Source organism: Dyella marensis (genome assembly GCF_900112865.1).
In the GTDB taxonomy this organism is placed as follows: Bacteria; Pseudomonadota; Gammaproteobacteria; order Xanthomonadales; family Rhodanobacteraceae; genus Dyella_D; species Dyella_D marensis_A.
In genome coordinates this window covers 312,379-337,804 of the sequence record NZ_FONH01000002.1, presented here as the reverse complement: position 1 = coordinate 337,804, position 25,426 = coordinate 312,379, and the positions used below count along the sequence as shown (strand labels likewise).

Annotated in this window: 29 protein-coding genes; all 29 read left to right on the top strand. The window is 63.3% G+C overall.

Annotated elements, in window-relative coordinates:
- Nucleotides 1-230 precede the first annotated feature (230 nt).
- Nucleotides 231-518 carry a hypothetical protein gene (locus BM172_RS04255; protein ID WP_090423541.1) on the top strand — a complete coding sequence of 96 codons (288 nt, stop codon included), beginning with the start codon at nucleotides 231-233 and terminating at the stop codon, nucleotides 516-518.
- Nucleotides 519-522: 4 nt separating this feature from the next.
- A complete protein-coding gene (locus BM172_RS04250; protein ID WP_026636554.1) occupies nucleotides 523-2,208 on the top strand; it encodes a terminase large subunit in 1,686 nt (561 codons plus the stop codon).
- Nucleotides 2,209-2,216: 8 nt separating this feature from the next.
- Complete coding sequence (locus tag BM172_RS04245; protein ID WP_026636555.1) at nucleotides 2,217-3,497, top strand: phage portal protein; 1,281 nt, start codon at nucleotides 2,217-2,219, stop codon at nucleotides 3,495-3,497.
- Nucleotides 3,475-4,329: a head maturation protease, ClpP-related gene (locus tag BM172_RS04240; protein WP_026636556.1), complete on the top strand. Its 855-nt coding sequence runs from the start codon at nucleotides 3,475-3,477 to the stop codon at nucleotides 4,327-4,329. Before BM172_RS04245 ends, BM172_RS04240 begins: the two co-directional genes overlap by 23 nt.
- Nucleotides 4,326-5,564, top strand: a complete 1,239-nt coding sequence (locus BM172_RS04235) for a phage major capsid protein (protein WP_026636557.1) — start codon at nucleotides 4,326-4,328, stop codon at nucleotides 5,562-5,564. The genes BM172_RS04240 and BM172_RS04235 overlap by 4 nt, the downstream gene beginning before the upstream one ends.
- A 54-nt stretch (nucleotides 5,565-5,618) precedes the next feature.
- Complete coding sequence (locus BM172_RS22425; protein WP_177218780.1) at nucleotides 5,619-5,789, top strand: hypothetical protein; 171 nt, start codon at nucleotides 5,619-5,621, stop codon at nucleotides 5,787-5,789.
- A gap of 9 nt (nucleotides 5,790-5,798) precedes the next feature.
- A complete protein-coding gene (locus tag BM172_RS04230) occupies nucleotides 5,799-6,284 on the top strand; it encodes a head-tail connector protein (RefSeq protein WP_026636558.1) in 486 nt (161 codons plus the stop codon).
- Nucleotides 6,281-6,646 (top strand): head-tail adaptor protein, encoded by a 366-nt coding sequence (locus BM172_RS04225; protein ID WP_035323843.1) that lies wholly within the window; start codon nucleotides 6,281-6,283, stop codon nucleotides 6,644-6,646. The genes BM172_RS04230 and BM172_RS04225 overlap by 4 nt, the downstream gene beginning before the upstream one ends.
- Nucleotides 6,639-7,166, top strand: a complete 528-nt coding sequence (locus BM172_RS04220) for an HK97 gp10 family phage protein (protein WP_026636559.1) — start codon at nucleotides 6,639-6,641, stop codon at nucleotides 7,164-7,166. The genes BM172_RS04225 and BM172_RS04220 overlap by 8 nt, the downstream gene beginning before the upstream one ends.
- The gene (gp17, locus tag BM172_RS04215) at nucleotides 7,159-7,524 is read left to right on the top strand and encodes a tail completion protein gp17 (RefSeq protein ID WP_026636560.1); all 366 of its coding nucleotides are present in this window, start codon (nucleotides 7,159-7,161) and stop codon (nucleotides 7,522-7,524) included. Before BM172_RS04220 ends, gp17 begins: the two co-directional genes overlap by 8 nt.
- 78 nt (nucleotides 7,525-7,602) lie before the next feature.
- Entirely contained in the window at nucleotides 7,603-8,256 is a 654-nt protein-coding gene (locus BM172_RS04210; protein ID WP_051549009.1) for a phage tail protein, read from the top strand.
- Nucleotides 8,256-8,564, top strand: a complete 309-nt coding sequence (locus BM172_RS04205; RefSeq protein WP_026636562.1) for a phage tail assembly chaperone — start codon at nucleotides 8,256-8,258, stop codon at nucleotides 8,562-8,564. The genes BM172_RS04210 and BM172_RS04205 overlap by 1 nt, the downstream gene beginning before the upstream one ends.
- Nucleotides 8,565-8,572: 8 nt before the next feature.
- Nucleotides 8,573-8,872, top strand: a complete 300-nt coding sequence (locus tag BM172_RS04200) for a DUF1799 domain-containing protein (protein WP_026636563.1) — start codon at nucleotides 8,573-8,575, stop codon at nucleotides 8,870-8,872.
- Between the two features lie 2 nt (nucleotides 8,873-8,874).
- Entirely contained in the window at nucleotides 8,875-12,507 is a 3,633-nt protein-coding gene (locus BM172_RS04195) for a phage tail tape measure protein (RefSeq protein WP_051549011.1), read from the top strand.
- Nucleotides 12,500-12,835: a phage tail protein gene (locus BM172_RS04190; RefSeq protein WP_026636564.1), complete on the top strand. Its 336-nt coding sequence runs from the start codon at nucleotides 12,500-12,502 to the stop codon at nucleotides 12,833-12,835. The genes BM172_RS04195 and BM172_RS04190 overlap by 8 nt, the downstream gene beginning before the upstream one ends.
- Nucleotides 12,832-13,524 carry a phage minor tail protein L gene (locus tag BM172_RS04185; protein WP_026636565.1) on the top strand — a complete coding sequence of 231 codons (693 nt, stop codon included), beginning with the start codon at nucleotides 12,832-12,834 and terminating at the stop codon, nucleotides 13,522-13,524. Before BM172_RS04190 ends, BM172_RS04185 begins: the two co-directional genes overlap by 4 nt.
- Nucleotides 13,521-14,273: a C40 family peptidase gene (locus tag BM172_RS04180; RefSeq protein WP_051549013.1), complete on the top strand. Its 753-nt coding sequence runs from the start codon at nucleotides 13,521-13,523 to the stop codon at nucleotides 14,271-14,273. The genes BM172_RS04185 and BM172_RS04180 overlap by 4 nt, the downstream gene beginning before the upstream one ends.
- 111 nt (nucleotides 14,274-14,384) lie before the next feature.
- On the top strand, nucleotides 14,385-15,629 hold the full coding sequence (locus BM172_RS04175) for an ATP-binding protein (protein WP_081805277.1): 1,245 nt from the start codon (nucleotides 14,385-14,387) through the stop codon (nucleotides 15,627-15,629).
- A 76-nt stretch (nucleotides 15,630-15,705) separates the two neighbouring features.
- Nucleotides 15,706-16,356 (top strand): tail assembly protein, encoded by a 651-nt coding sequence (locus BM172_RS04170; RefSeq protein ID WP_143096446.1) that lies wholly within the window; start codon nucleotides 15,706-15,708, stop codon nucleotides 16,354-16,356.
- A 62-nt stretch (nucleotides 16,357-16,418) separates the two neighbouring features.
- The gene (locus BM172_RS04165; protein WP_026636567.1) at nucleotides 16,419-19,592 is read left to right on the top strand and encodes a TipJ family phage tail tip protein; all 3,174 of its coding nucleotides are present in this window, start codon (nucleotides 16,419-16,421) and stop codon (nucleotides 19,590-19,592) included.
- Nucleotides 19,593-19,662: 70 nt separating this feature from the next.
- Nucleotides 19,663-20,787, top strand: coding sequence for a hypothetical protein (locus tag BM172_RS04160; RefSeq protein WP_051549016.1), 1,125 nt, complete (start codon nucleotides 19,663-19,665; stop codon nucleotides 20,785-20,787).
- A gap of 2 nt (nucleotides 20,788-20,789) precedes the next feature.
- A complete protein-coding gene (locus BM172_RS22420) occupies nucleotides 20,790-20,948 on the top strand; it encodes a hypothetical protein (RefSeq protein WP_155964737.1) in 159 nt (52 codons plus the stop codon).
- 36 nt (nucleotides 20,949-20,984) lie between these two features.
- Nucleotides 20,985-21,266 carry a hypothetical protein gene (locus BM172_RS04155; protein ID WP_035323846.1) on the top strand — a complete coding sequence of 94 codons (282 nt, stop codon included), beginning with the start codon at nucleotides 20,985-20,987 and terminating at the stop codon, nucleotides 21,264-21,266.
- A 1-nt stretch (nucleotide 21,267) separates the two neighbouring features.
- The gene (locus tag BM172_RS04150; protein WP_026636568.1) at nucleotides 21,268-21,915 is read left to right on the top strand and encodes a hypothetical protein; all 648 of its coding nucleotides are present in this window, start codon (nucleotides 21,268-21,270) and stop codon (nucleotides 21,913-21,915) included.
- Between the two features lie 84 nt (nucleotides 21,916-21,999).
- Nucleotides 22,000-22,218: a hypothetical protein gene (locus BM172_RS04145; protein ID WP_026636569.1), complete on the top strand. Its 219-nt coding sequence runs from the start codon at nucleotides 22,000-22,002 to the stop codon at nucleotides 22,216-22,218.
- Nucleotides 22,219-22,275: 57 nt separating this feature from the next.
- Nucleotides 22,276-22,731 carry a hypothetical protein gene (locus BM172_RS04140; RefSeq protein ID WP_026636570.1) on the top strand — a complete coding sequence of 152 codons (456 nt, stop codon included), beginning with the start codon at nucleotides 22,276-22,278 and terminating at the stop codon, nucleotides 22,729-22,731.
- A 40-nt stretch (nucleotides 22,732-22,771) separates the two neighbouring features.
- Entirely contained in the window at nucleotides 22,772-23,707 is a 936-nt protein-coding gene (locus BM172_RS04135) for an SOS response-associated peptidase family protein (RefSeq protein WP_026636571.1), read from the top strand.
- Nucleotides 23,708-24,103: 396 nt separating this feature from the next.
- Nucleotides 24,104-24,313, top strand: a complete 210-nt coding sequence (locus BM172_RS04130) for a hypothetical protein (protein ID WP_026636572.1) — start codon at nucleotides 24,104-24,106, stop codon at nucleotides 24,311-24,313.
- Nucleotides 24,314-24,769: 456 nt separating this feature from the next.
- Nucleotides 24,770-25,426, top strand: a complete 657-nt coding sequence (locus BM172_RS04125) for a response regulator (RefSeq protein WP_026636573.1) — start codon at nucleotides 24,770-24,772, stop codon at nucleotides 25,424-25,426.

Sequence of the window (25,426 nt, the reverse complement as noted above, 5' to 3'; positions counted from 1 at the left end):
ATTTTTTCCCCTTTTTGAAACCGCAATTTTGATGCGCAGGAAATCAAACAGCCCGCGCTGCTATGCGGTTTTTGATTTCTTCTGGAGTGCGTGACATGCCACGTGGAGGCCCTCGACCCGGAGCCGGGCGCAAGCCGCTGTCCGAGGCTGAGAAGGCGCGCGCGCGCGCCGGCCGGGCGGCGAAGCGGCGGCCAGGCGCTTCGAAGGGCAAGGCGCCGACTCGCACCTCGGTGAAGCCGAAGAAGGCCGCGCCGCCAGCGCGCTCGGCGCGACCGGCTGTGGAAGCGGGCGAGACGCCGCCGGAGCAGCTGGACCCGCTCAGCTACATGCTGAAGGTGATGAATAACCCTCGGGCGACGCCGGAGCGGCGCGACCGGATGGCCGTTGCCGCGGCCCCGTTCGTTCATGGCAAGGTGGCGGAGAAGGGTAAGAAGGATCAGCGCCAGGCCGGCGCCCAGGTCGCCAGCCAGGGCAAGTTCTCTTCGGCGGCGCCCCCGCGCAGCCCTCGCGTGAACTGATTGTATGGAGTGGACAACCGCCTGCCCGGACTGGGCGGATCGGCTGCGCGCGCGAAAATCGATCATTCCGAAGCCCATCTATCCGGATGAGGCCGAGGCGGCGCTCAACGTCTTCAAGCAGCTGCGCATAGTCGACGCGCCGCATAGCCCGACGTTCGGTGAGGCCTGCGAGCCATGGGTATTCGACTTCGTCGCGGCCATCTTCGGCGCGTACGACGCGGAGACGGGCAGGCGCCTTATCCGCGAAGCGTTCATGCTGATTCCGAAAAAGAACAGCAAGAGCACGATCGCAGCCGGAATCATGATCACCGCCCTCGTGCGCAACTGGCGCACCTCGGCCGAACTGATCATCCTGGCTCCGACGATCGAGATCGCTAACAACTCGTACAATCCGGCACGCGACATGGTCCGGGCGGACGAAGAGCTGAGCGAGTTGCTTCACGTGCAGGACCACGTCCGCACGATCACGCATCGCATGACCAACGCCACCCTGAAGGTGGTGGCCGCCGACAACGAAACCGTCGGCGGCAAGAAGGGCGCCTGGATCCTCATCGATGAGGAATGGATCTTCGGCAAGCGTCCGAAGGCCGGCAACATGTTCCGCGAAGCCACGGGTGGCCTGGCCTCAAGGCCCGAAGGCATCGTCATCAAGCTTTCGACGCAGTCGGACGAGCCGCCGGCGGGGGTGTTCAAGAAGGACCTGGCGCGCGCGCGCGCCGTTCGCGACGGCAAGATCGTCGATCCGAAGTTCCTGCCGGTCATCTATGAATTTCCGGAGGAAATGCAGAAAGCCAAGGCGTATCTGGACCCTGCCAACTTCCATTTTGTGAACCCGAACCTGGGGCGATCAGTAGACGAGGAGTTCCTTACTCGCGAATTGATGAACGCGCAGTTCGATGGCGAGGAATCCCTGCAGAGCTTCCTCGCGAAGCACTTCAACATCGAGATTGGCCTGGTCCAGGCGGATGACAACTGGGCGGGCGCCGAATTTTGGGAAGACGCCTCCGAGCAAGGACTGACGCTGGACCAGATCCTGGAGCGAATCGAGGTGGCCGTCGTTGGTATCGATGGCGGTGGCCTGGACGACTTGCTCGGCCTGGTTGTTCTGGGGCGCGAGAAAGAAACGCGGCGCTGGCTGCACTGGTCGCATGCGTGGGCCCACAAGGTCGTGCTAAAGCGGCGCAAGGACATTGCGACGAAGCTGGACGACTTGAAGAAGTTGGGCGACCTGACACTCGTGGAGCAGCCCGGCGACGACGTCGATGCGGTTGCCGAGATCATCTGTCGCATCCGTGACCTGAACCTGCTGGCAGAAGAGAAGCCGATCGGCGTCGACCCGGCGGGTGTGAATGACATTGTCGACGAACTAACCGCACCGGATTGCGGGTTCGAGATCGATCAGATCGTCGCTGTCTCGCAGGGTTGGCGATTGAACAGTGCGATCAAGACCACGGAGCGCAAGGTCGCCGGCGGCGAGCTGTTGCACTGCGGACAAGAACTGATGGCCTGGTGCGTCGGTAATGCCAAGGTGGTTCCCATCGGGAACGCCGTCCTGGTAACGAAGCAAGCCAGTGGCAAAGCAAAGATTGACCCGCTCATGGCCACATTTAACGCCGTGGCGCTGATGTCGCTTAACCCCGAAGCAAGAAACGCCTCTGTGTACGAGTCGCGCGGCATTCGCGTCCTGTAAGGAATCCCATGAGCATCTTCGACAAGCTTCCCTGGCGGGCGGCCAGGGAGGTGGCTGCGCGCGCGCAGCCCCGGTCGCGCGGCCCATCGGATGCCGTAGCACAGACCAAGGAATTCAGCGGCCTGAACGACCCAGCGCTGCTGGAATACATCCGCCGCGGCCAGGCTGGCGGCGACTACGGCCGGCGCATGGCCGAGCTCCGCAACATGACGGCACTTCGGTGTGTTTCGCTGATTTGCGAATCGATGGGCATGTTGCCCCTCAACCTGATCCGCAATGACGCGAGCAAGGCCCTCGCTATCGAGCATCCGGCCTATCGGCTTCTGAAGCGCAAACCGAATTCGTGGCAGACGCCATACGAGTTCAAGAGCCAGATGCAGCTCAACGTGCTCACGCACGGCAACGCCTATGCGCGAGTCGTGTGGTCCCGCGGCAACCCCATCGGGCTTTACCCCATGGATCCTCGGGCTGTGAGCGCCACGCTCTCCGACGACTGGCAGATTACCTACCGGTACACGCGGCCCGATGGCGCAACGGTCGATCTTGTGTCCAAGGAAGTCCTCCATCTGCGCGACCTGAGCGCCGACGGTGTGCTCGGCATGTCCCGTATGCGCCTGGCCCACGATGCCCTGGAGCTGGCGAAGGATGCCGAGCGGGCGGCCTCGCGCGTGTTCCGCACTGGCGTCATGGCCGGCGGCGCCATTGAGGTCCCCAAAGCGCTGTCCGACGTGGCCTATGGCCGCATGCGCCAGTCGCTGGACGAGGACTATGCCGGCGCGGAGAACGCGCAGAAGTGGATGTTGCTGGAAGAGGGCGCGAAGTCGAACCCGTTCCAGGCCACCTCGGCAGCATCGCAGCATATCGAGAACCGGAACGCCCAGATCGAAGAGGTTCTGCGCGCCTTCGGCGTGCCCAGGCCGCTGGCCATGATGGACGACACCAGCTGGGGTTCCGGTATCGAGCAGCTCGGCATCTTCTTCGTCCAGTACGGCCTGGCGCATTGGTTCACCTGCTGGGAGCAGGCCTGCGGCCGAGTCCTGCTCGATGACTCCGAGCTCGAGGACCTGATCGTGAAGTTCAACGAGCGCGCGCTCCTGCGCGGAACGTTGGCGGACCAGGCCGAGTTCTTCGCCAAGGCGCTCGGTGCCGGCGGCCAGCGCCCGTGGATGACGCAGAACGAGGTTCGCGAGAACTCGGACCTGCCCGAATCGAGCGATAGCGAAGCCAACCAGCTTCGAAACCCGATGACCCAACCGAGGAAACCCAATGAGCCTCCTGCCGCTGCCTGAGGTCCAGGCCGATGCGCGCCTGGCGCATATCAATTTCGACATCCGCCCCGATGCGCTGGAGTCGTGGGAGCCCGAGCTGCAGGCGGCCGCGTCGGATCCGGCGACCTCGATTTCGATTTATGGACCCATCGGTCCGACGTTCGACGGCACCGGCGTGACGGATCGCGCCGTGGCCGCTGCACTTCGGTCGATGGGGGACAAGGACGTCACCGTCAATGTGAACTCGCCCGGTGGCAACTATTTTCAAGGCGTCGCCATCTACAACCTGCTGCGGCAACACAAAGGCAAGGTCACGATCAATGTGCTCGGCATGGCGGCGTCTGCGGCTTCGCTGATTGCCATGTCGGGCGACGACATCCTGATGGGCGAAGGCGCCCGCATGATGATCCACAACGCCTGGGGGGTGGCCATTGGCAACCGCCATGACATGGCCGCCGCGTCGGAGCAGCTCGCGCCGCTCGATGCGGACATGGCCAAGGCCTACGCCGGCCGCAGCGGCATCGCCGCGGATGACGTCGCGTCGATGATGGACAAGGAAACGTGGATGTCCGCCGGCGACGCGATCGCGAAGGGTTTCGCGACGGGAAATCTCCCCGCGTCCAGCGTCAACAAGGACCGAAAGTCCGCCGGCACGCGGAAAGCCATGGCCCTCGTTGAAGCAGCCCTTTCCCAGTCCGGCATGTCGCGCTCCACGCGCCGCGACACCCTCAAAGCCCTGTTTACCGGCATGCCGAGCGCTGCCGAAACCGCCACGCCGAGCGCTGGCAACGACGACGAAATCGCAGCTCTGCTGCGAAACACCATCTCCACTCTGCGAGGCACAACCCCATGAACATGAAGACCAAAATCCCGCGCGGCCTGGTGTCGGTGCGAGCCGATGGCGGCTCGGCCAACGCCGGTGAACTGAAGACGTTGGTCGAGTCGCTCAACAAGGCCTTCGCCGACTTCAAGGCCGAACACAACCAGCAGCTGGAAGACATCAAGAAGGGCAACGCCGATGCCCTCCAGGCGCTGAAGGTCGAGAAGATCAACGACGAGATCGGCAACCTGCAGGCGTCCATCGACGACATCAGCACCAAGATCGCTGCGGCCCAGATGAATGGCGGCGGCCGCAAGCTGCGCGACGCGGCCTACTCGGAAGCGTTCCACGCCCACTTCCAGAAGGGCGAGGTCAGGGCCGACCTGAACAAGGGCGCCGCCGGCGAGGGTGGGTACCTCACCCCGGTCGAGTGGGATCGCACCATCACGGACAAGCTGGTGGAAGTGTCGCCCTTCCGGCAACTGGCAACGGTGCAGCCCGTGGGCGGCGACGGCTTCACGAAGCTGTACAACGTGGGCGGCACGGCCTCCGGCTGGGTCGGCGAAACCGATCCGCGCACCAAGACCGGTACGCCGAGCTTCCAGTCGCTGGGCTTCGGCTGGGGCGAGATCTATGCCAATCCGGCGGCGACGCAGCAGATCCTCGACGACAGCGAGATCGATCTGGAAGCGTGGCTGGGTGGGGAGGTGCAGATCGAGTTCGCGAAGCAGGAAGGCGTAGCGTATGTCGCTGGCAACGGCGACAAGAAGCCCTTCGGAATCCTGACCTACGTCACGGGCGGCGCCAATGCGGGCAAGCATCCGTTCGGCGCCATCCAGGCGGTCAACAGTGGCGCGGCGGCGGACATCACCGCGGAAGGCCTCGTCGACCTGATCTACGACCTGCCCACCTCCTTCACGGGCAACGCCAGATTCGCCGCCAACCGCCGCACCTTCGGCGCGATTCGCAAGCTGAAGAATGCGCAGGGTGACTTTCTTTGGCAGCCCGGCCTGACCGCGGGTCAGCCTGCCACTGTTTGCGGTTTCCCGACGAGCGAGTTGCCGGATATGCCGGACGTCGCCGCCAATGCGGTGGCGGCTCTGTTCGGTGACTTCAAGCGCACCTACCTGATCCTGGATCGCGTCGGCGTGCGGATCCTGCGCGACCCGTTCACCAACAAGCCGTTCATCCAGTTCTATACCACCAAGCGGGTCGGTGGCGGTGTGCATAACCCCGAGCCGATGCGCGCGCTGAAGATCTCGGCGTAAGCCTTCCAACAGCCTAAGAAGGTGGCCGGTTCGCCGGCCACCTTGGAGAGTGATATGGCGAAGTTCAGCAAGGCATTCAAAGGCGTCAAGGACGGCGATATCTACCCGACCAGCTTCGCAAAGGGCGCGGACTGTCCGCCGGAACTGGAGGAAGCCGCGGCATCCGTCGGCGCCCTCGCGGCGGATAAGCCACAGAAGCCTACCAACGACAACAGCAGTAAGTAGTCGCCGGCAATGAGCATCGTGTCTCTCGATGAAGCCCGCGCCCATTGCAGGGTCGATGCGGGCTACCCGGCGGACCAGTTGCAGGGATATCTGGATGCGGCGATCCATGCCGCGGCGGACTACCTCAATCGCGACATATTCGCCGACTCGGACGCTCTGGACGCGGCAATGGACGCTGTGCCTGGTGCGATCGGGCAGGCCAGCGACGCCTACGAGGCCGCCAGGGCTGCGGCAAGCGGAATGACCAATGCTGCTGCGGCGTCTGCAGCGTTGTCGATCGCGGAACAGCGGTGGGCGATTGCCCAGCATTTGGCGACGCGAACCAGATTCGGAATCGTGGCGACGCCATCGATCGCCGCGGCGATCAAGTTGACGCTAGGTCACTTGTTCGCGAACCGCGAATCGGTGGTCAGCGGCGTCAATGCGGCGGCGGTCGAGTTGCCGCTTGGCGTGCAGTACCTGCTAAGCCCTTACCGCAGGGTGATGATGCCATGAGCATTGCAGCGGGCGACCTCGATCGGCTGGTCACGATACGTAAACGCGCTGGTGTCGACGCGGCTGGCCAGCCACTCGATACCTGGGTCAATGTAGCGGTCAGCGTATGGGCCAACATCGGCGGCCAGACTGGCAAGGGCGCGATCTTCAGGCCGCAGGCCGATGTGCCGGCCGCGGTGAAGCGCTACAGCGTTCGCGTGCGCTATCGCACCGATGTCATGGAAGGCATGCAAGTCCTGGAACATGGCGCCGACGGATTGCCCGACGAGGCATCGGCCATGCGCATCGTATTGGTCCAGATGGACAAGGCTCGCCGCCAATGGACAGACCTCGTCTGCGAGGTGGGTGGCAACAATGGCTGATCCCATCAAGGCGAAGTTCGACACTTCTGGCTGGGAGCGCGGACTCCAACAGCTGCTCGGGCCGGCGCGGATTAGTCTCGCGCGCACCATGGCGGTGGCCGGCGGCCGCGTTCTACGCGACGAAGCGAAGGTGCTGGCGCCTGTCGGCACCCTCGAAGAAGGAAGCATCTATCCGGGCGCGTTGCGCGATGCCATCTACGTCGCCTACAAACCAGCGAGGTCGATAGATTCGGCGCAGGTCTATTCGGTCAGCTGGAACGCCAAGAAAGCCCCGCATGGACACCTACTGGAATTCGGCCACTGGCGAACGAACGTCTCCTACACGGGAAAGGACGGCGAGTGGTATTCGAACCCGAATGTGAAGCTCCCCAAGCCAGTTTGGATTCCGGGCCACGCCTTCCTTCGCCGCTCGTTGGGCGCGATGGATCGAGCACGGGCCGCGATGATGGATGCCGGCCGGAAGCGGCTCTTCGAGCTGCTGGCAGATCCGACCGCGGATGAAGAGGTCCCCAATGGCTGACGAAGACACCCTCGAAGCGGCGCTTGCTGCTTTGCTCGGGCCGCTCGTCGCTGGCCGCATCTATCCAGATACCGCGCCGGACGATCCCGAGTTCCCCTTGATCATCTACCAGCAGGTGGGTGGCAAGGCCTATCAGTACCTGGAAAAGAAGCTTCCAGATTACCGCCATGCGCGGATGCAGATCATGGTCTGGTCCAAGCGTCGACTTGAAGCGAGCCGGATATCTCTTGAAGTTGGGCGGCTGATCATCGAGAGCCCTCTTATCGCCGAGTCCTACGGCGAGCCGGCATGGATGCCAAACGACGTACTCCACATTCGCGGCACGCGTCAGGACTTCGGGATCTGGTTCCCTCGCTGATCCGCCCACTTCCGAAGCCACTTTCCACATGCCCGGCCCTGGCCGGGCACTTTCGTTTCAACGCCAGAGGAAACCACCATGAGCTCGATTTTCCCGAACGGCACGCGGTACTCCGTGTCGAAGACCCTGGCGGCGGCCGTCGCCATCAGCGCCATCAGCAACGCCAACCCCGCCGTTGCGAGCGCCGCCACGCCGCCGGCCGACGGCTCGATCGTCATTCTGACCAGCGGCTGGGGCGATCTGCAGCCGGTGGCGCGCACGAAGGGCGGCACGGCCAACAACTTTCAGCTGGAGCGTGTCGACACGACAGATACCGTCGACTTTCCGGCCGGGCAGGGCGCTGGTTCCTTCGCGCTGGTCTCCGACTGGTTCGAAATCGACCAGGTGCGCAACAGCGCAATCACCGGCGGCGAGCAGCAGTTCTTCACGTACCAGTACGTCAACGACAGGAAGAGCCTGCAGAAGCAGAAGCCGACGTTCAAGACGCCGGTGGTGATCACGCTGACGCTCGACTACGACCCGGACAAACCCTGGTACGACGGGCTGATCGCCGCCGACGAGCTGAAGGATCCGATCGTGCTGCGGGCGATCCTCCCGAACGGGCAGGAGATGTACTACTACGCCTACCCGTCCTTCAATCCCGAGCCGATCGGCCCGGCCAACGAGAACCAGACCAACACCGCGACGTTCTCGCTGCTGGTGCCCTCGATCCGCTATCCGAAGGTGGCCTGATGTTCAAGATCGAGCCGAATCCGACGTTCCCGGCCACCATTACGGTGGTCGGGCAGGGGCGCGAGCAGACCCTGGAAGTGGTGTACAAGCACCACACGCTCGAGGAGTACGAAGCGTTGCTCAACGATATACACGAGGGCCGGAAGACGGCCATCGAGGCGGCGCTGGAGTTGACCGAAAGCTGGAACGCGGATATGGAGCTTTCCGCCGAAACCCTCGACCGCCTGCAGAAGGTGCAGCCTGGTTGCGTCGGCCTGATCATCGGGGCCTTCGGCCAGGAGTTGATGGTCGCGCGCAAGGGAAACTGATCGACGCGGTGCGGGCGCTGTACTGGCAGCGCCCCACCGCGGCTCAGCAGTCGGCCGCTGGACTATGCGCGGAGGATTTTCCCGCGCCGGAAGTCGGCCTATGGCCAGAGAACTGGCCGCCCATCCAGCTTTTCCTGCGCATCTCCACCCAGTGGCGCGTCGGCGCCGGCGGCGCAGTAGGCCTGGACTACAACGTGCTCTTTCACGAACTCGACCGGGCAAAGCTGGGCGATGACGCCTACGACGACCTGTTTGCTGCGATCCAGCTCATCGAACAAACAGCGCTCGAAGAACTCTATAAGGAATAGCGATGTCCACTGAAGGCGAAAGCATCGGCACTGCGCGCCTTGATGTAGTGGTCGATACTGCACAGTTCGACACGGCGATTGTGTCGGCGGAGCGCCGTGTCAGTTCCATGTCGCAGTCGGCGCAGGCTGCTTACAACCAGCTATCTAGTGCCGAAAAGCGCCGAGTCGACGGCCTTATCAAGCAGGCTGACACACTCAACCTAACGCGGCAGCAGCAGATCCTCTATAACGCCGCAATCAAGGGCATACCAACCAGCATCCTCGATGAGCTGAAAGCAAAATTTGTTGCCGCGGAAGTTGCTTCGGCAAATGCGGCGAGTGGCGCCAAGGCTCTCGGCGATGCGTTGAAGGGATCATCGCTCAGTGATGCTCAGCTTCTAAAGGCCAACCAAGCGCTAGCCGCGTTTCGAGTCAATGTCGAAGCGGCGAACGCGGCAAATCTAAAGGCGCCGAGCCTCGGCGATCAGCAAATATTCAAGGCCAACCAGGCGCTGGTCGCCTACAGGGCAAATATCGAAGCAGCCAGTGCGGCGAATCTCAAGGCTCCTAGCCTGGGTGATGCCCAAATTTTTAAAGCCAACCAGGCGCTTGCTACCTACAGGGCGAATGCTGAAGCTGCCCGCGATGCCTCGCAAGCTCTTGCTGAGAGTGATGCCGCGCAGACAGCGCGTATACGGGAGATGGTGCAGGCATCGACGGCGCGCACAAGTGCCGAACAGGCGGCAATTGCTGCCAAACAAAAATCCGTCAGCGCGTCGGACCTTGAGCGCGCTGCAACGGACAAGCTGCGGAAGTCGGCTGACGATCGAAACAGCATTGCACAGCGGGCCCAGGCCATACTCGCCGCCGAGGCAAGGTCACGTCAGCAGTCGACTTCTTCAGTGCAGGCCGAAGCCGCTGAGCTACAGAAGCTGCTGGGCAAGATTGATCCCGTATCTTCGGCCCTCGACAAGCTCGATCGCATGGAGGGTCAGTTGCGGGCAAGCCGCGCCAAGGGACTTATCAGCAAGGACGACTACGACGCCTACGCGGCGAAGATCGCCAAGACCCGCGAAGAGGTGACCAAGGCGGATGCCGCCATGGGGCATTTCACCTTCAGCTCGGCCGGTGTGCGCCGCGAGATCGGTGTCATGGTGGGTGAGCTGGCGCGCGGCAACTTCTCGAACCTGGAAGGATCCCTGATTACCCTGGCCAACCGCGCCGGCGTGCTCAGCGCCGCGTTTTCACCGATCGGCGCTCTCGTCGGGGCAGCGGTGCTGGCGATCGGCGGCTTGGCCGCCGCCGCCATTGCCGGCTCCCTGGAGCAGGACAAGCTCAATGCCTCGATCATCGCCACAGGCAACTATGCGGGTGTGACGGCTGGCCAGGTCAATGCCATGGCCGAGCAGCTCGGGCGCACCACCGGTGGCACCGGCAAGGCCCGGCAGGAGCTGGAGCTCCTGGTGGCATCGGGCAAGGTCACCGGTGACCGGCTTGCCGAGGCGGCGCAAGGCGCGGCGGACTTCGCGTTTGTCACTGGCGAAAGCATCGACAAGGCGGTGGAGCACTTCGTCAAGCTGCAGGACGACCCGGTCAAGTCGATCAAGGGGCTAGACGAGCAGTATCACTTTCTGACGCTTTCCCAGTACGAAAACATCAAGGCGTTGCAGGAGCAGGGCGATGCGGAGGCCGCCGCGGCCATCAGCCAGACCGCTGCTGCCCAGGCATTTGCACAGCGAGCGGCGCAGGTTCGGTCCGAGCTAGGATCGATCCAGCGCGCATGGATCTCTGTCCGGGAAGCGGCATCAGAAGGCTGGGATGCCATCAAGGGTGTGGGCCGGCCCACGTCGCTGCAGGAGGATGCCGCACATTACAAGGAACTCGCCGACACCTACAAAGAGAACCTTATGGCTGCCTTCGGGCAGTCGGATTCCCAGGCCGAGGCAAACCCGGTCGTACAGCGCAACCGGCAATTGCAGAACTCGCTTGCGGCGGGCGCCGACCTCGAGCGTTGGGCAGCCCAGACGGAGGCCGACAACCAGAAAATCCGCACGGAAGCGAAGAAAGCCAGCGACGTTATGGACGGCTTTCTGAAATCCGCAAAGGCGGACAAGGACAAGGCCGCCGAATACGCTGCGGTGAAGAAGGCGACGGCAACGCTCATAGCAGCGAACCCGGCCGACCGCGCAACCTACGAGAAAAACGAGAGGGACGCTCTCAAGGAGATCGACAAGAAGTTCACCGACCGATCGGCTGCCTCTGCCACGAAGGCCGTCAATACCGCTGAGGAATCTGGCCAGGTCAAAGCGTTCAAGGAAAGCCTGGCTCAGCTGGACGATGCGTTCAAGAACAGCCAGCGGGAATTGGATGCAGCGCGCAAGTCGGGACTTTCTTCCGAGGCGCAGTACTACAAGGAATCGCAGGACCTGCTGTGGAAGAACGAAGCCGCGCAGATAACGGCTATCCAGGCGGAGATTGATCGACTCGAAAAGCGCAAGGTTGCCGGCGCGGATGGCATCAAGAACACAACTCGTATCGCCGACCTGCAGGCACAGGCCAGCAAGATCGAAGCGGATGCCATCTCGAAGAGCAATGCGCTGGGTGAACAGCAGCGTGCCTCCTATGAGAAGCGTCAGCAGGCGATCGATGCGTATCGTCTTGCTCTGGACAAGACCAATGATTCGCTCGAACTTCAGGTCAACGCAGAGATTGCCCGAATTGGCATGGGTGATCGCCAGTACACCATCCAGCAGCGCGTCAATCAGGCCTATCAGGAGCAGGCCGAGAAGCTCCAGGATCTGGCGCTCAAGCGGCAGGCGGGTTCCCGCGGCGAGGTCGGTGGCCTTGATCAGGACCAGTACGAGGCCGATGTGGCTGCGCTGCAGAGCGCGACCGAGCGGCGCGTGGCCATCATCCGTGACGGCTACGAGCGCATGGCCGCGGCCGAGTCTGACTGGCGCAATGGTGCAGAGCGGGGACTCGAAGACTGGGTGCAGCAAGCAGGCAACAGTTCGAGCCAGGTTGCGTCGTTTACCACTAACGTCCTGGATTCCACAACGTCCTTCCTTGTCGACCGCCTGACGTCTAAGAAGCAGACGCTCAAGGCATGGGTGGCAGATGTCCTAAAAGACTTGGCTACGATCGAGCTTCGCGTGGCTGCGTCGAGGTTGCTCAGCAGCATCGTCGGTGCCTTTACCGGCATGCCGTCGACGGGCGTAGCCTTGTCCGGCCCCGCGTCCTACACCGGCCAGGGGGTGGCCGGCGACATCGCCAACTTCGCGTTCAATGCCAAGGGCAACGTCTATTCGTCGCCCGACCTGTCGGCGTACTCGGGCAAGGTCGTCAATCGGCCGACGGTCTTCGCGTTTGCGCGCGGCGCCGGCGTGATGGGCGAGGCCGGTCCCGAAGGCATCCTGCCACTCACCCGGACCTCCGGCGGCAAGCTGGGCGTGCACGCGGTGGGAGGTGGCGGCGACGTGGTGTTCAATCAGACCGTCAACTTCAACGGCGATGGTTCGGTGACGGAACAGACCACTGGTGGGGGCCAGGGTGAACTTGGCCAGCAGCTCCTGACGCGCATGCGTGACACGGCGCGCCAGGTCGTGGTCGAGGAACAGCGCCCGGGCGGCATACTCTGGAGGATGCAGCGTGCCTGACATATTCACTTGGCGCCCGATCAACAATCCGGTAGGGCAGGTCACGCTCCGCGTGCGGAGGGCGCAGTTCGGCGACGGCTACTCGCAAGAGGTTCAGGACGGCATCAACAACAAGGTGCAGTCGTGGCCGTTGCAGTTCGTTGGCTCGCGCGCGGAAATGCAGGCCCTGTCCGACTTCCTGGACGCACACGCCGGTGCCATCGGCTTCCTATGGACGCCGCCGGTGGGCGTGCAGGGCCTCTACAAGGCCGCGTCCTACAGCCCTGGCTACGAGGGCGGCGACGTCTACACCATCTCCACCACGTTCGAACAGAAGTTCTCGCCATGACCATCGCCGCCGATGTCCAGAAGCTCGAACCGGGCGCCCTCGTCGAACTGTACGAACTCGATGCCACCTTTATCACCGGCGGTGGCGTCGGCGATGTGCTCCGCTTCCACGGCTATACCCAGCAGGGCACGATCCTGTGGCAGGGCCAGGAATACTCGCCTTGGCCGATCCAGGCCGACGGCTTCGAACTTACGCCGGACAAGCCGCCGATGCCGACGCTGCAGGTCGGCAACGCCAATGGCCAGATCACGGCGTTGTGCCTCGCCTACCAGGATCTGGTGGGGTCGCTTCTGATCCGGCACCGGACGTTCGGTCGCTACCTCGACGGTCAGCCTGGCGCGGATCCGGCGCAGGAATTCCCCCTCGACAAGTGGTTCATCGAACGGAAGGCCTCCGAAACGAACGAGGTCGTGCAGTTCGAACTGTCGTCCGCGCTGGACTTCGGCCAGCAGCAGCTGCCAGGGCGGAAGATCATCGCCAACTCATGCAGCTGGCTGCAGCGCGGCGGCTACCGCGGCCCGTATTGCGGATACAGCGGCCCGCCGGTGGCCAAAGCGGACGACACGCCCACCAGCGACCCAGCGCAGGACGCCTGCGGCGGCCGGCTGTCGTCCTGCAAGCTGCGCTTCGGGGCAAATAACCCGCTGCCGTACGGTTCGTTCCCTGCTGCTGGCCTGCTGCGCTCATGAACGACACGACGATGGACGCGGCGCGCGCGCATGCGGCGGCCGAGTACCCGCGTGAGGCCTGCGGCCTGGTGGTGATCGAGAAGGGCAAGGAGCGCTTCTGGCCGTGCCGGAATATGGCGACCGACGCCACCGAGCACTTCGTGCTGCACCCGGAGGACTACGCCGCGGCCGAGGACGCCGGCGAGGTGGTGTCGGTGGTGCACAGCCACCCAGACGCCGCCTCGCGGCCCAGTGAGCAGGACAGGGCCATGTGCGAGGTCTCGGGCCTGCCCTGGTACATCATCGGCATGCCCGACGGTAAGCCGAACGACATGCTGCGGCTCAACCCGGCCGGCTATGTGCCGCCGCTGGTGGGCCGCCCGTTCGTGCACGGGCTGCTCGACTGCTGGACCTTGTGCCGCGACTGGTACGCCATGGAGTGGGGCCTGGCGCTGCCTAGCCCGCCGCGCGCCGATGGCTGGTGGGACGATGGCCAGTCGAACCTCTACGGTGATGCCGCGCTGGTTGGCGCGGGCTTCCGGGTGGTCTGGCGTAAGGGGGAGAGCACGGCCCCGCCGCTGCAGCGCGGCGACCTTATCCTGATGCAGGTGCGCAGCCGCAATCTGGTTCCGAACCATGCCGGCGTATATCTGGGCGATGGCAACATGCTGCACCACATGCACAGCCGACTTTCCTGCCGCGAAGTATTTGGTGGTTACTGGCTGGAGACGGCCGTGTTGGCGGCAAGGCACCTCTCAACGGTCGTGTAGCCACCATCTACTTTGGACATTTGTCATTTTACTTGGTGCTTTTCCATCAAAACTTGACGCATTGGCGCAGATACTTTTAGCATTGCCGGCAAGTACCGGTGAGGATGCGCCATGGATGCCAGCGTAATTGCGAAATTGATGCGGCTTAATCAGGCATTTACGCCTGGTGCACCAGTGAATAACGCCGACCTGTTCGCCGGTCGCCTGACGCAGATGCATCGAATATTCACCGCCACCGGGCAACGGGGGTTCCACGTTGTGCTTTTCGGTGAGCGCGGCGTTGGAAAGACGTCTTTGGCCAACGTGGCATCGCGGACCTTCCAGCAACATGGTCAGATCGTCGCTCGGGTCACTTGCGATGCCGGAGACACCTTCACGTCGGTTTGGAGGAAGGCGCTACGGGAAATCACGTTCAATTCACAGCGGACCCCAGCAGGTTTCGCCAATCCAAGTGAGCACTTAACGACACCACTTTCCGAATACCTGCCTGCGGTAGCAAATCCTGACGACGTGCGTCGATTGTTAGAGGCGGCCGCGAGGGAGCGGCCGGTGATCGTGGTGCTAGATGAGTTCGATCGCATCCAAGACCGCCAATCTGCCACGCTTATTTCGGACACGATCAAAGCGCTCTCAGACTACGGTGTGAATGCTACTGTTTTGATCATTGGAGTCGCGGATTCGGTGGAGCAGCTCATTGAAGGGCACCAGTCCATCGAACGCGCGCTGGTCCAAATTCCAATGCCGAGGATGTCTTCCGACGAGATTCGGCAGATTCTGGATAAGGGCAGCCAAGTGCTTGGAATAAACTTCAACATCCAAGCACAAGAACGAATTATTGAACTCGCCCAAGGCGTGCCATTTGTGGCGCATTTGCTTGGGCTGCATAGCTCGGACGCCGCGCTTCGCGCGGGCTCCGAAGTTGTCAATGCCGGCTACGTCAGGTTAGGCATCGAGGCTTCGCTAGATCAATGGCACGAATCGATCAAGCGCGACTATTATGCAGCGACGAAGAGTCACCAGCCTGGGAATATCTATCGAGAGGTCCTGCTTGCGTGCGCGCTTGCGGAGCTTGATGAGCTAGGATGTTTTACGCCTGTGGCAGTACGGGAGCCGCTAAGCCAGATCCTCAACCGCGATATCGATATTGCGAATTTTGCCCAACACCTGAAGGCTTTTTGTGAACCGGACCGTGGTCCGGTGTTTGTACGGGATGGACAACATCGCAGGTGGCGCTACAGGTTTGTTAGCCCACTAATGCGCCCATACGTGGTCATGCGCGGCTACGTTGATGGTCTCCGGGCCGATGGTTCCTCTGAAGAGGAAAGGCAAGAGAGGTCCGGCAAACTCGACCTCTAACGGCGCGCGATCTGAGCAGACACCTAGAAAATTGAAAGCCCGCCATCGCGCGGGTTTTTTTGTGCCAGGAGAAACTATGTCGACAGCACGCGAGATCATTCTCTACGGGGTATTGCGCCAAAGGTTTGGCCGTAGCTTCCACTTTTACCTCGACACGAACACGGTCGGCGAGGCGATCTCTGCGCTCAAGTCGCAGCTCGATGGTTTCGCTGAATTCATGGCCTCAGCCAGAGGAAATGGCCTTGGATTTACGGTGTTCCTCGGAACAAAGAACCTGAAAGAGGATGAGTTGCTGAAGCCGTGCGATGGCCCGATCCGCATTGCGCCGGTCATCATCGGCAGCAAGAAAAGCGGCCTATTCAATGTCGTTCTTGGCGCGGCACTTATCGCCATTTCATTCATCCCAGGCGTGGGTCAGGTCACCGCGGCATACCTGCTGAGCACCGGCATCGGCATGGCCGCCGGCGGCCTGGTGCAGATGTTGTCGCCGCAGCCGAAGGGCCTCAAGCAGGCCGATTCGCCACAGAACCAGCCGTCGTACGTCTTCAATGGCTCGGTCAACACGCAGGCGCAGGGCAACCCGGTGCCGCTGCTGTACGGCCGCATGATCGTCGGTTCGGCGGTGATCTCTGCCGGCATTCGCGCCGAGGACTACGCGCCGGCGAGCGGCGGCGTCGGCACCGGCACGCCGCTGGGAAGCTTCAAGAAGAACTTCTACGACATCTGATCGCCGCTCCACACCTGCGCCGAATCCCACGCCCGCCTCGCGGGCTTTTTTGTGAGTGAAGCATGGCCAACCCGCATCTCATCGAAGGCGCCAAGGGTGGCGGCAGTCAGCGCACGCCGGTGGAGTCGCCGGATAGCCTGCGCTCGATCGCATCGTTCCGGATCCTTGATGCCGTGAGCGAGGGCGAGATCGGCGGCCTGGTCAACGGCCTGCAGTCGATCTACCTGGACGAGACTCCGCTGGCCAACGCCGATGGCTCCCTCAATTTCCAGAATGTGCACGTCGACCAGCGCACTGGCACCCAGGACCAGGACGTCATTCCCGGCTATGCCGCCGTCGAGAACGAAGTGGCTGTCGGCGTGGAGCTCAAGCAGGTGGCGCCGTGGGTGCGCTCGCTGACGAACCTGGAGCTTTCGGCCGTCGGCATCACGATCAGCGTGCCGCAGCTGTCGAAGGCGAACACCTCCAACGGCGACATCAATGGCTACTCGATCTCCTACAAGATCGAGGTGCAGACCGACGGCGGTGCGTATCAGCTCGCCTACAGCGGCGCGATCACCGGCAAGACCACCACCAAGTACCAGCGCGAGCACCGCGTGGATCTGCCGGCGGCGACTGTCGGCTGGAACGTGCGCGTCACGCGCCTCACGGCCAATGCCAACAGTTCGACTATCGCCGACACCACGACGATCGACAGCTACACGGAGATCATCGACGCAAAGCTTCGCTACCCTAACACTGCGCTGATCGCCATCAGCGGCGATGCCTCGCAGTTCTCGAACATCCCCGCGCGCGGCTACGACCTCTGGGGCCGCATCATCCAGGTGCCGACCAACTACGACCCGCACGCGCGCACCTACACCGGCGCCTGGGACGGAACGTTCAAGCTGGCCTGGACCGACAACCCGGCGTGGATCTATTACGACCTCGCCACGCACCCACGCTACGGCCTCGGCCACCTGATCACCGCGGCGCAGGTCAACAAGTGGGATCTGTACCGGATCGCGCAGTACTGTGACCAGGCCGTCAGCGACGGCAAGGGCGGCACTGAGCCGCGCTTCACCTGCAATGTGTACCTGCAGACGGACAGCGACGCGTATCAGCTGCTCTCCGACTTGGCCAGCCTGTTCCGCGGCATCAGCTTTTGGGCGAGCGGCGCGATCGGTGTGGCCGCCGACATGCCGCAAGATCCGGTGTACGCCTACACCGCGGCGAACGTCATCGGCGGCAAGTTCACCTATTCGGCCACGACCCGGAAGACCCGCTACACGGTCGCCCAAGTCACCTGGAACGACCCGGCCGACATGTACCGCGCCAAGGTGGAGTATGTGCAGCACCAGGCCGGCCTGGCGCGCTACGGCATCCAGCCCACCGCCATCACCGCTTTCGGCTGCACCTCGCAGGGCCAGGCTCAGCGCGCCGGCATGTGGGTGCTGCTGACCTCGCAGCTGGAGACCGACACCATCACCTTCCAGGTAGGCCTGGACGGCGCGATGGCGGCGCCCGGGCAGATTGTGCGCGTGCAGGATCCGGCGCGCGCGGGCAAGCGGCAGGGCGGCCGCATCACCGTGGCCACGACCTCCGTGGTGACCGTGGACCGCGCCCCCGACGCGGTGGTGGCCGGCGACAGCATGACTGTGGTCTTGCCCTCGGGCGTCTCCCAGACGCGCACGGTGCTCAACGTGGACGGCAGGAACATCCAGGTTTCGCCGGTGTTCACGGAGTTGCCGGCGGCGGAGGCGGTGTGGACTGTCGAATCGACCACGCTGGTCAACCAGCTGGTCCGCGTGCAATCGGTCGGGGAGGACAAGTCCAGCGACGCGCTGACCTTCACCATTACCGGTAGCCAGCACGTCCCGGAAAAGTTCGAGGCGATCGACAACGGCACGATCATCCAGCTGCCGCCGATCAGCCAGTTGCCGGCCAACCTGCAGGCTCCGCCGACCGACGTGGTGCTGTCCAGCCATGTGGTGATCACCCAGGGCATCGCCACTAACGTCATGACGATCAGCTGGACGCCGGCTGCCGGCGCGCAGCGCTACCAGGTCGAATGGCGCAAGGATGATGGCGAGTGGGTCAGCGCTGGCCAGGTCTCCGGCCAGTCGGCCGACGTGCAGGGGATCTACACTGGCAGCTACCTGGCGCGTGTGCGGGCGATCAGCCCGGGCGGCATCGCGTCGGTGCCAGCGCTGTCGCCGCTGACCGACGTCCTGGGCAAGACGGGCGCGCCGCCGGTGGTGGCCAGCCTGACCGCGGCGACGAAGGTCTGGGGCATCCACCTGCAGTGGGCATTCCCGGCTGGCGCCGAGGACACCCTACGCACGGAGGTGTGGCGCTCCAACACGCCGAACCTGGCCGACGCCACGAAGATGGCGGATCTCGCCTATCCCCAGAACACGCTGGAGATGGACGGGCTTGCGGCTGGCGCCTCGTTCTACTTCTGGGCTCGGTTGGTCGACAAGACCGGCAACATCGGGGCGTACTACCCGATCGGCGCCGGCGTGCACGGCCAGGCGAGCAGCAACCCGGCCGATTACGAGCCGATCATCGCCGGCCTGATCGAAGACACGAACCTTGGCCAGGAGATCCTCGGCGCCGTGCAGCAGATGACGCCGGAAATGGCCGGTTCGGCCTCGAAGTTCGCCGGCAGCAGGACGCGCTACGCCGGCGTGTGGTCGCAGCTGACGGCCCAGCAGGAGGGCGACATGGCCATGGCGGCGCGCGTCGACACCGTGCAGGCGACGGTGGATGACACCACGGCCATCGTCCAGGAGACGGCGACCACGGTGGTCGACTTGAACGGCAGGGTGAGCGCGACGTGGAGCGTGCGATGCCAGGTCACAGCCGATGGCCACATCTACGGCGCCGGCATGGGCTTGGGCGTGGAGCAGCAAGCGGACGGCACCTACCAGTCGCAGGTGCTGTTCCAGGCCGATCGCTTCGCGGTCATCAATGTGGCCAACGGCGTGACCACGCTTCCCTTCGTCATCCAGGGCGGCCAGGTGTTCATTTCGCAGGCGCTGATCGGTACCGGCTGGATCACCAACGCCATGATCGGCGATGTCATCCAGTCGACGGACTACGTCGCCGGCGTCACGGGTTGGCGCATCAGCAAGAGCGGCAATAGCTTCGAGCTAAATGGCTCCGGCGGCGGCGGTCGGCTCTCTATCACCAACCAGCTCCTGCAGGTGTTCGACTCAGCGGGCACGTTGCGCGTTCGCCTCGGCCTCTGGTAACCGCACTCCATTCAAGGCAATCACCCAACGAAGCCGCCGCAAGGCGGCTTTCTTTTTTTGAGGTAGCCACATGGCACAACAGACCATCAATCTCGGAACGCCGCCGGAAGGCGAGGATGGCGATACCAACTACGTCGCCTGGCAGAAGGCCAATGGCAACTTCACGGAGCTGTTCGGCAGCGTTTCGGACCTGTCGGCCAGCGTCAGCGGGCAGGCTTCGTTCAAAAACAAGCTGATCAACGGCAACTTCAATGTGTGGCAGCGCGGCACCTCCTTCGCCGCGGCCGCAGGCACGCGCTACTCGGCCGATCGGTGGGTATCCGTCGGCGTGGGCAGCACCTCGGCGTTGAGCCAGCAGACGTTTGCGCTGGGGCAGGGCGTCGTGCCGTGGGAGCCGTCGTACTTCCTGCGCACGGTCGTGGCGTCGTCGGCTGGCGCCTCCAACCTGGCGGCGCTTCAGCAGAACATCGAGGGCGTCCGCAACTGTGCCGGCCGCACCATGACGCTGAGCTTCTGGGCTAAGGCCGATGCCGCCAAAAACATCGCCGTGGAGCTCAGCCAGGTGTTCGGCACCGGTGGTTCGCCATCGTCCCAGGTCATCAACATAGGCACCACCACGGTGGCGCTGACCGCGGGCTGGGTGAAGAAGACGATCACCTTCACGATCCCGGCAATCGCCGGCAAAACGCTGGGCACGAACAACAACGACTATACGCAGCTGACGTTCTGGTTCGACGCCGGCACGACCTATGCGGGCCGCTCAAACGGCCTTGGGCAGCAGTCCGGTACGTTCGATATCGCGCAGGTGCAGCTTGAACTGGGGACCGCGGCGACGGCGTTCGAGCTGGTGCCGCCGGCGATCGAGCTGACTCAGTGCCAGCGCTACTGCTTCGCGGCGACGCTGCCCGCTGGTGGTGCGTTCGCCGCGGGTACGCAGTACAGCACGACGGGCGCACTTGCGCAGTTCAACACCCCAGTACAGATGCGCGCTTTCCCCACCCTGACCATCACCGGTCAGGGCATCGGATGGGTTGGCAACGGCACGCCGAATTCCGGAAATCCGACTATCGCTGGTAGTTGGAATGGCCAGTTCGTCCTGCTGTTCACCATCAGTGGCGCGACAACTGGCCAGTCTGGCTTCGCGGCCGGCAAGTCGGGCGGGACGACGCTCATGATCCTCGATTCGGAGCTTTGAAAATGCCCGACTACACCATCGTTCACACGATTTTCGGCGACAGCATCATTCGCAACAGCGACGGCGCCTGCATCCCGATCTGCCCTGGTAACCGTGACTACGACGAATACCTCGAATGGGTCGCCGCCGGCGGCGTGCCAGACGAGATCGATAACACCTGATGCCGAGTAGCGCTGTGGGCGACAAGTGAGGTTGCCATGGGTCAAGGTATCCAGGTTTTCAATGCGGCGGGCCAGCTGATCTTTGACACTCCAGATCGCCTGTCTCGCATCATTGGCAAGGTCGTGGTGGCGCCTGGCGCCTCGGGCTCCATCACGCTTCCCACGGGCTATGGCGACTACTGGTTCTTCGTCTGGCCAAGCTCCGGCACGACGCGCTACACCCCCGTCATCACCCTGAGCGGCAACACATTGAGCTATTCCCCGGCCACGATTTGGACTCCGGCGGTGGAGTGCACCATTCTCTACGGCGCTTACTGATATGGCTGACGCAGGGTTTACCGTCTATGGCGATAGTGGTGTCGCGCAGGTCGACAACACGTATGCGAACTTGTCTCTGGTGGAGAAGGGGACTCTCACCACCAATCAGTCGCTCTACGGCGCGTCGGTAACCTACGGGACGATCGGGCCGCGCAGTGATCTCGTTTCGCCGATCATTTGCGTGGGTGGATCGCTTTATGCCAGGCCGGAGACTTTCTACGGCGCCGGGCAGATCGGCTTCAATATCTCCGTCGCTGGGCCACTCGGAACCCAGGTTCCTTATTACATCTTCGACGTGCCGCGGGCACCGCCGGCGCACGGCTTCGGCCTGCAGGTGTGGAACGCAGCCGGCCAGTTGATTTTTGATGCCAGCGCGGGGCCGATGCGGGTGGTCGGGTTCGTCCAAAATGCGACGGGCACGACTATCTTCGCCGGCACCGCGGGGCGCGCCTATGCCGTGGCACACGTCATCCGCGGCTTTCGATCGGCGCGGGTGGAGGGCTTCAACGTGCGCGCGGTGTTCACCCAGGTTGCCAGCAACGTGGTCAACCAGAACCTGCTCATCGTGCAGGACCTCACGTCAGGCGACACGCCGGTGCTGTCGGCGAACCTAATGACGGCTCTCGTGATCGACGTGACCAATCTGTAGCTTCGGCTTCGCCTGATCGCCTTTCTTCACTAAGATCGTCGGCACGGCGCCAAGGGCGCGAATTGGCGAAGGGGAGTCCGAGTAATGGGCGAGATGAGGGATGACCATCGCGGCATCGAGATTCGCTGTGCACATGATTCGCGCGACGGAATGTTCCACGCATATTTCGATCTGCCGGCGATGCCGATGCGGGGTTTTCAGCAGAAGGAGAAGCGTGAGGTCCAGGCTGAGTCGTCCGTCGCTGTACTGATGATGGCCAAGCAAGCCATCGACGAGTACTTGGATTTCAGGGAATCCATCTAGCCGGCCGATCGGCGGGATATCCCAGAGTTTGAGACCGCCCGGGCGTAGCCTCTGAAGATGGACGAAGCCCGCACCACCTTGATCGCCGCCGTATCCAGCCTGTCCAGGCTGCTGATCCGGCTCCACGATCTCTCCAACTCGGCGCGCCGCCGTCAGGGAGGGCATGTTACCGCCGCGGCCCATGCGCACTGGACCGTCTCGGACCTATCGCCGCCGTCAGCCTGGCTCGATGCAGCCGCACCCAGTACGGCGATCAGCGGGGTGATCAGCTCGGTCATGCTGACCCAGGCCCACCTTCTGGCCATGATCGAGGCACCGGGTGACGTCGACCTCAAGTTGGCCATCCGGGCGCTCGAACATGTCTGCCATGGCGCACACTGGAGCGCCAGGGTGGAGGCCATCTCCAAGCGCCTTGGCGTCGAGCTCCCCGAATCACCCAGCCAATTCCACCACGGGGCGAGCCTCCACCAGGTCAGCCTTCCGCGCCGCGGCGAGCGGCACAGCTACCCCTGACCAGGTGTAGGCTGTATTCCCACCCCGTTGGCGCGCTCCCATGTGCTATTCCGCCCAGGTGAAGGCTGACTACGCCGCTTTTGTGCGCCTGTTCGGCGCGGTCATGGACATCCATGAGTTCGTTAAGCTCTTCGTGGAGAAGCGCGCCGATGGCGGCTGGACGAAGTTGCCCAGGGCAATGCGCGAGTCCTTCCGGAAGCCTGCGAGCGAGGAAGGGTTCGAGCTGGCCAAGATCGTGGCCGAGGGCGACCGGGAGCTCGAGGCGAAGTTGGTGGCCGAGCTGGCCGCCCAGCAGGAGCGACTGGCCAAGGCCGAGGCGGTGTTGGCCAGTCCGAAGCCCACCAAGAAGGCCACGGAGGACCAGCGCATCGCCGGCAACAAAGTGAAGGCGGCCCAGCGCAACCTGGACGACCTGCGCCGCGCGGAGCCGGACCCGAAGGATTCGCGAATTTACCCGGGCAGCTACGCCCCGGTGATGATCGCTGACGCCAAGACCGGCCTGCGTCGCGTGATCCCCATGCGCTATCAGTGCCGGTTGCCCGGCTGGAATGTGGCAATCGAGCGCAAGTACCCCGGCACGTACAATGCGCGCAGGGACAACTTGGAAAGCGCTTGGTCGAAGCTCTTCGGCTACCACCACGGCATCATGATCGTCACTACGTTCTACGAGAACGTGGAGCGCGAGGGGAAGAACGTGGTGCTGCAGTTCACCCCGAACCCTCCGCAGGACATGCTGGTGGCCTGCCTCTGGTCGCACACCACGGACCGGGACGGCGACGAGCTCTGGTCATTCGCGGCGATCACCGACGAGCCGCCGCCCGAAGTGCTGGCCGCCGGCCACGACCGCTGCATCGTCCCCATCAAGCCAGAAAACCTGGATGCCTGGCTCAACCCGGATCCGCGCGACCTGCAGTCGCTCTACGCAATCCTGGATGATCGGCCGCGGCCGTACTACGAACACCAGCTTGCCGCCTAGGCGGAGGTGGCCCAGCTCCACGGGGTCACTTAGTTGGATTGTGAGTAAGGCTGTGAGTAAGATTCGCCTACGCCTGCCATAGGCAGGCGTTTTTCCCTGGAATCTTGCCCAAATTAGGTCCCCGCTCCGGGCACCAGGCCTCCCTCTTGTCTCGCCGCCGCGCGTCATGACGCCGGCTCTCGCATGCGATCGAGAGCGCTGTCCGCTTCGTTCATTTGCGCGCCAGTTCGGCGGTTGCGCCATGAAGCGCGGCTGTCTGTCTTATGGCCGGCAGATCAAAAGCACATGGCGGCGCAGTCACGACAGTGAATGCCATGCACGTCTTTGTTCGGATTCCTTCACGACCGGCGTTGTCCCGCCTGGACCTATGCGGAGAATGGTCGGCGGAGTCGACCGATGAAAGAACTCAAAGGCGATTACAAAGGTTTCCAGTACGACATTTCTTTTGTCGGAAATGCGGAGCAGACCGTGTGCGTGTTCGCCATCCGCTTCGGCGAAGACATCGTCGACATTCGCTCGGAAATGTTCCTGGGGCTTCCGGCCGGAGCGGACGGCGAGCAGGCCATACGGCAGCGCATCCACGATCACATCGACAGCCTTGCCTGAGGGATGCCCTACGACGCTCGCGTCCGGATTTGTCAGGCAAGGGGGAAGGGCTGTGTCGTCGAACAGCAGGTGCATAGCGGGGCCTTCGTGCGGTAAAGCGCCGGAATCACTCCTAAAACCATGTCAGCACAAGGATCGCCGCCGTCGGCGCTCGCGCTCGTCCGTGCCGCTGCATTTCCCGGCGCCACAACACTTTCAGGCCTGTCAAAAAAGGCGAATATCATCACGGGGGCATAACACTCGCCGGCTTATGACGACACTCCGTAGGTCATGACTGACAGACCTGGTCGGGACGATCGAGGATACTTGCGTCAATCCAAGCGGTGGCGGTCGGCAGTCCGAGAAAGGGAGGCGAGAAGAAGCTTTTATGTTGGTGGACGGCACATACAGGGGGGTGCTTGCATCGCATGCGCATGCCGCCTACTTTCACGGGCTTGACCCACGGAGGGCGGCGGCGTGATCAATCTGGTTCTTATCGACGATCACGAGCTGGTCCGCACCGGGTTTCGGATGATCCTGCAGCAGCAGCCGGACGTGCATATCTGTGGCGAGGCGGGTACCGCGGAAGACGGCTTGAAGCTGATTCGCGCGCATGAGCCGGAAATCGCCCTGGTCGACGTGCACATGCCGGGCATGAGCGGCATCGAACTCACCGAACGCGTCGCGCGCGCCAAGCTGCCGACGCAGATCATCATCATCACGGTGGTGGACGATGCACGTTTCCCCAAGCGGCTTTTGGAGGCCGGCGCCACCGGCTATCTCACCAAGGGCTGCACGGCCGAGGAGCTGTTGTGCGCGGTGCGCCAGGTGGCCGGCGGCCGCCGTTATCTAGCCCCCGCGGTGGCCCAGCAGCTGGCCCTGGCCACGCTGGACGGCGAGGCCTCGCCGTTCGACGCGTTGTCGAGCCGCGAGCTGGAGGTGGCCATGATGCTGGTGCGCGGCAAGGCGCTCACCACCATCGGCGAGCAGCTCAACCTGAGTCCGAAGACGGTGTCCACCTACAAGCAGCGCCTGATGGAGAAGCTGCAGGTGGACCATATCGTGAGCCTCGCGCACCTGATGACGATCCACGGGCTGCTCGATACGCACAACAATCAGATCGGCGGAAACTGA

Excerpts from the sequence above, each read along its gene's own strand:
- BM172_RS04250 (WP_026636554.1), top strand. The coding sequence starts at position 523 with ATGGAGTGGACAACCGCCTGCCCGGACTGGGCGGATCGGCTGCGCGCG.
- BM172_RS04245 (WP_026636555.1), top strand. The coding sequence starts at position 2,217 with ATGAGCATCTTCGACAAGCTTCCCTGGCGGGCGGCCAGGGAGGTGGCT.
- BM172_RS04240 (WP_026636556.1), top strand. The coding sequence starts at position 3,475 with ATGAGCCTCCTGCCGCTGCCTGAGGTCCAGGCCGATGCGCGCCTGGCG.
- BM172_RS04235 (WP_026636557.1), top strand. The coding sequence starts at position 4,326 with ATGAACATGAAGACCAAAATCCCGCGCGGCCTGGTGTCGGTGCGAGCC.
- BM172_RS22425 (WP_177218780.1), top strand. The coding sequence starts at position 5,619 with ATGGCGAAGTTCAGCAAGGCATTCAAAGGCGTCAAGGACGGCGATATC.
- BM172_RS04230 (WP_026636558.1), top strand. The coding sequence starts at position 5,799 with ATGAGCATCGTGTCTCTCGATGAAGCCCGCGCCCATTGCAGGGTCGAT.
- BM172_RS04225 (WP_035323843.1), top strand. The coding sequence starts at position 6,281 with ATGAGCATTGCAGCGGGCGACCTCGATCGGCTGGTCACGATACGTAAA.
- BM172_RS04220 (WP_026636559.1), top strand. The coding sequence starts at position 6,639 with ATGGCTGATCCCATCAAGGCGAAGTTCGACACTTCTGGCTGGGAGCGC.
- gp17 (WP_026636560.1), top strand. The coding sequence starts at position 7,159 with ATGGCTGACGAAGACACCCTCGAAGCGGCGCTTGCTGCTTTGCTCGGG.
- BM172_RS04210 (WP_051549009.1), top strand. The coding sequence starts at position 7,603 with ATGAGCTCGATTTTCCCGAACGGCACGCGGTACTCCGTGTCGAAGACC.
- BM172_RS04205 (WP_026636562.1), top strand. The coding sequence starts at position 8,256 with ATGTTCAAGATCGAGCCGAATCCGACGTTCCCGGCCACCATTACGGTG.
- BM172_RS04195 (WP_051549011.1), top strand. The coding sequence starts at position 8,875 with ATGTCCACTGAAGGCGAAAGCATCGGCACTGCGCGCCTTGATGTAGTG.
- BM172_RS04185 (WP_026636565.1), top strand. The coding sequence starts at position 12,832 with ATGACCATCGCCGCCGATGTCCAGAAGCTCGAACCGGGCGCCCTCGTC.
- BM172_RS04180 (WP_051549013.1), top strand. The coding sequence starts at position 13,521 with ATGAACGACACGACGATGGACGCGGCGCGCGCGCATGCGGCGGCCGAG.
- BM172_RS04175 (WP_081805277.1), top strand. The coding sequence starts at position 14,385 with ATGGATGCCAGCGTAATTGCGAAATTGATGCGGCTTAATCAGGCATTT.
- BM172_RS04170 (WP_143096446.1), top strand. The coding sequence starts at position 15,706 with ATGTCGACAGCACGCGAGATCATTCTCTACGGGGTATTGCGCCAAAGG.
- BM172_RS04165 (WP_026636567.1), top strand. The coding sequence starts at position 16,419 with ATGGCCAACCCGCATCTCATCGAAGGCGCCAAGGGTGGCGGCAGTCAG.
- BM172_RS04160 (WP_051549016.1), top strand. The coding sequence starts at position 19,663 with ATGGCACAACAGACCATCAATCTCGGAACGCCGCCGGAAGGCGAGGAT.
- BM172_RS22420 (WP_155964737.1), top strand. The coding sequence starts at position 20,790 with ATGCCCGACTACACCATCGTTCACACGATTTTCGGCGACAGCATCATT.
- BM172_RS04155 (WP_035323846.1), top strand. The coding sequence starts at position 20,985 with ATGGGTCAAGGTATCCAGGTTTTCAATGCGGCGGGCCAGCTGATCTTT.
- BM172_RS04150 (WP_026636568.1), top strand. The coding sequence starts at position 21,268 with ATGGCTGACGCAGGGTTTACCGTCTATGGCGATAGTGGTGTCGCGCAG.
- BM172_RS04145 (WP_026636569.1), top strand. The coding sequence starts at position 22,000 with ATGGGCGAGATGAGGGATGACCATCGCGGCATCGAGATTCGCTGTGCA.
- BM172_RS04140 (WP_026636570.1), top strand. The coding sequence starts at position 22,276 with ATGGACGAAGCCCGCACCACCTTGATCGCCGCCGTATCCAGCCTGTCC.
- BM172_RS04135 (WP_026636571.1), top strand. The coding sequence starts at position 22,772 with ATGTGCTATTCCGCCCAGGTGAAGGCTGACTACGCCGCTTTTGTGCGC.
- BM172_RS04130 (WP_026636572.1), top strand. The coding sequence starts at position 24,104 with ATGAAAGAACTCAAAGGCGATTACAAAGGTTTCCAGTACGACATTTCT.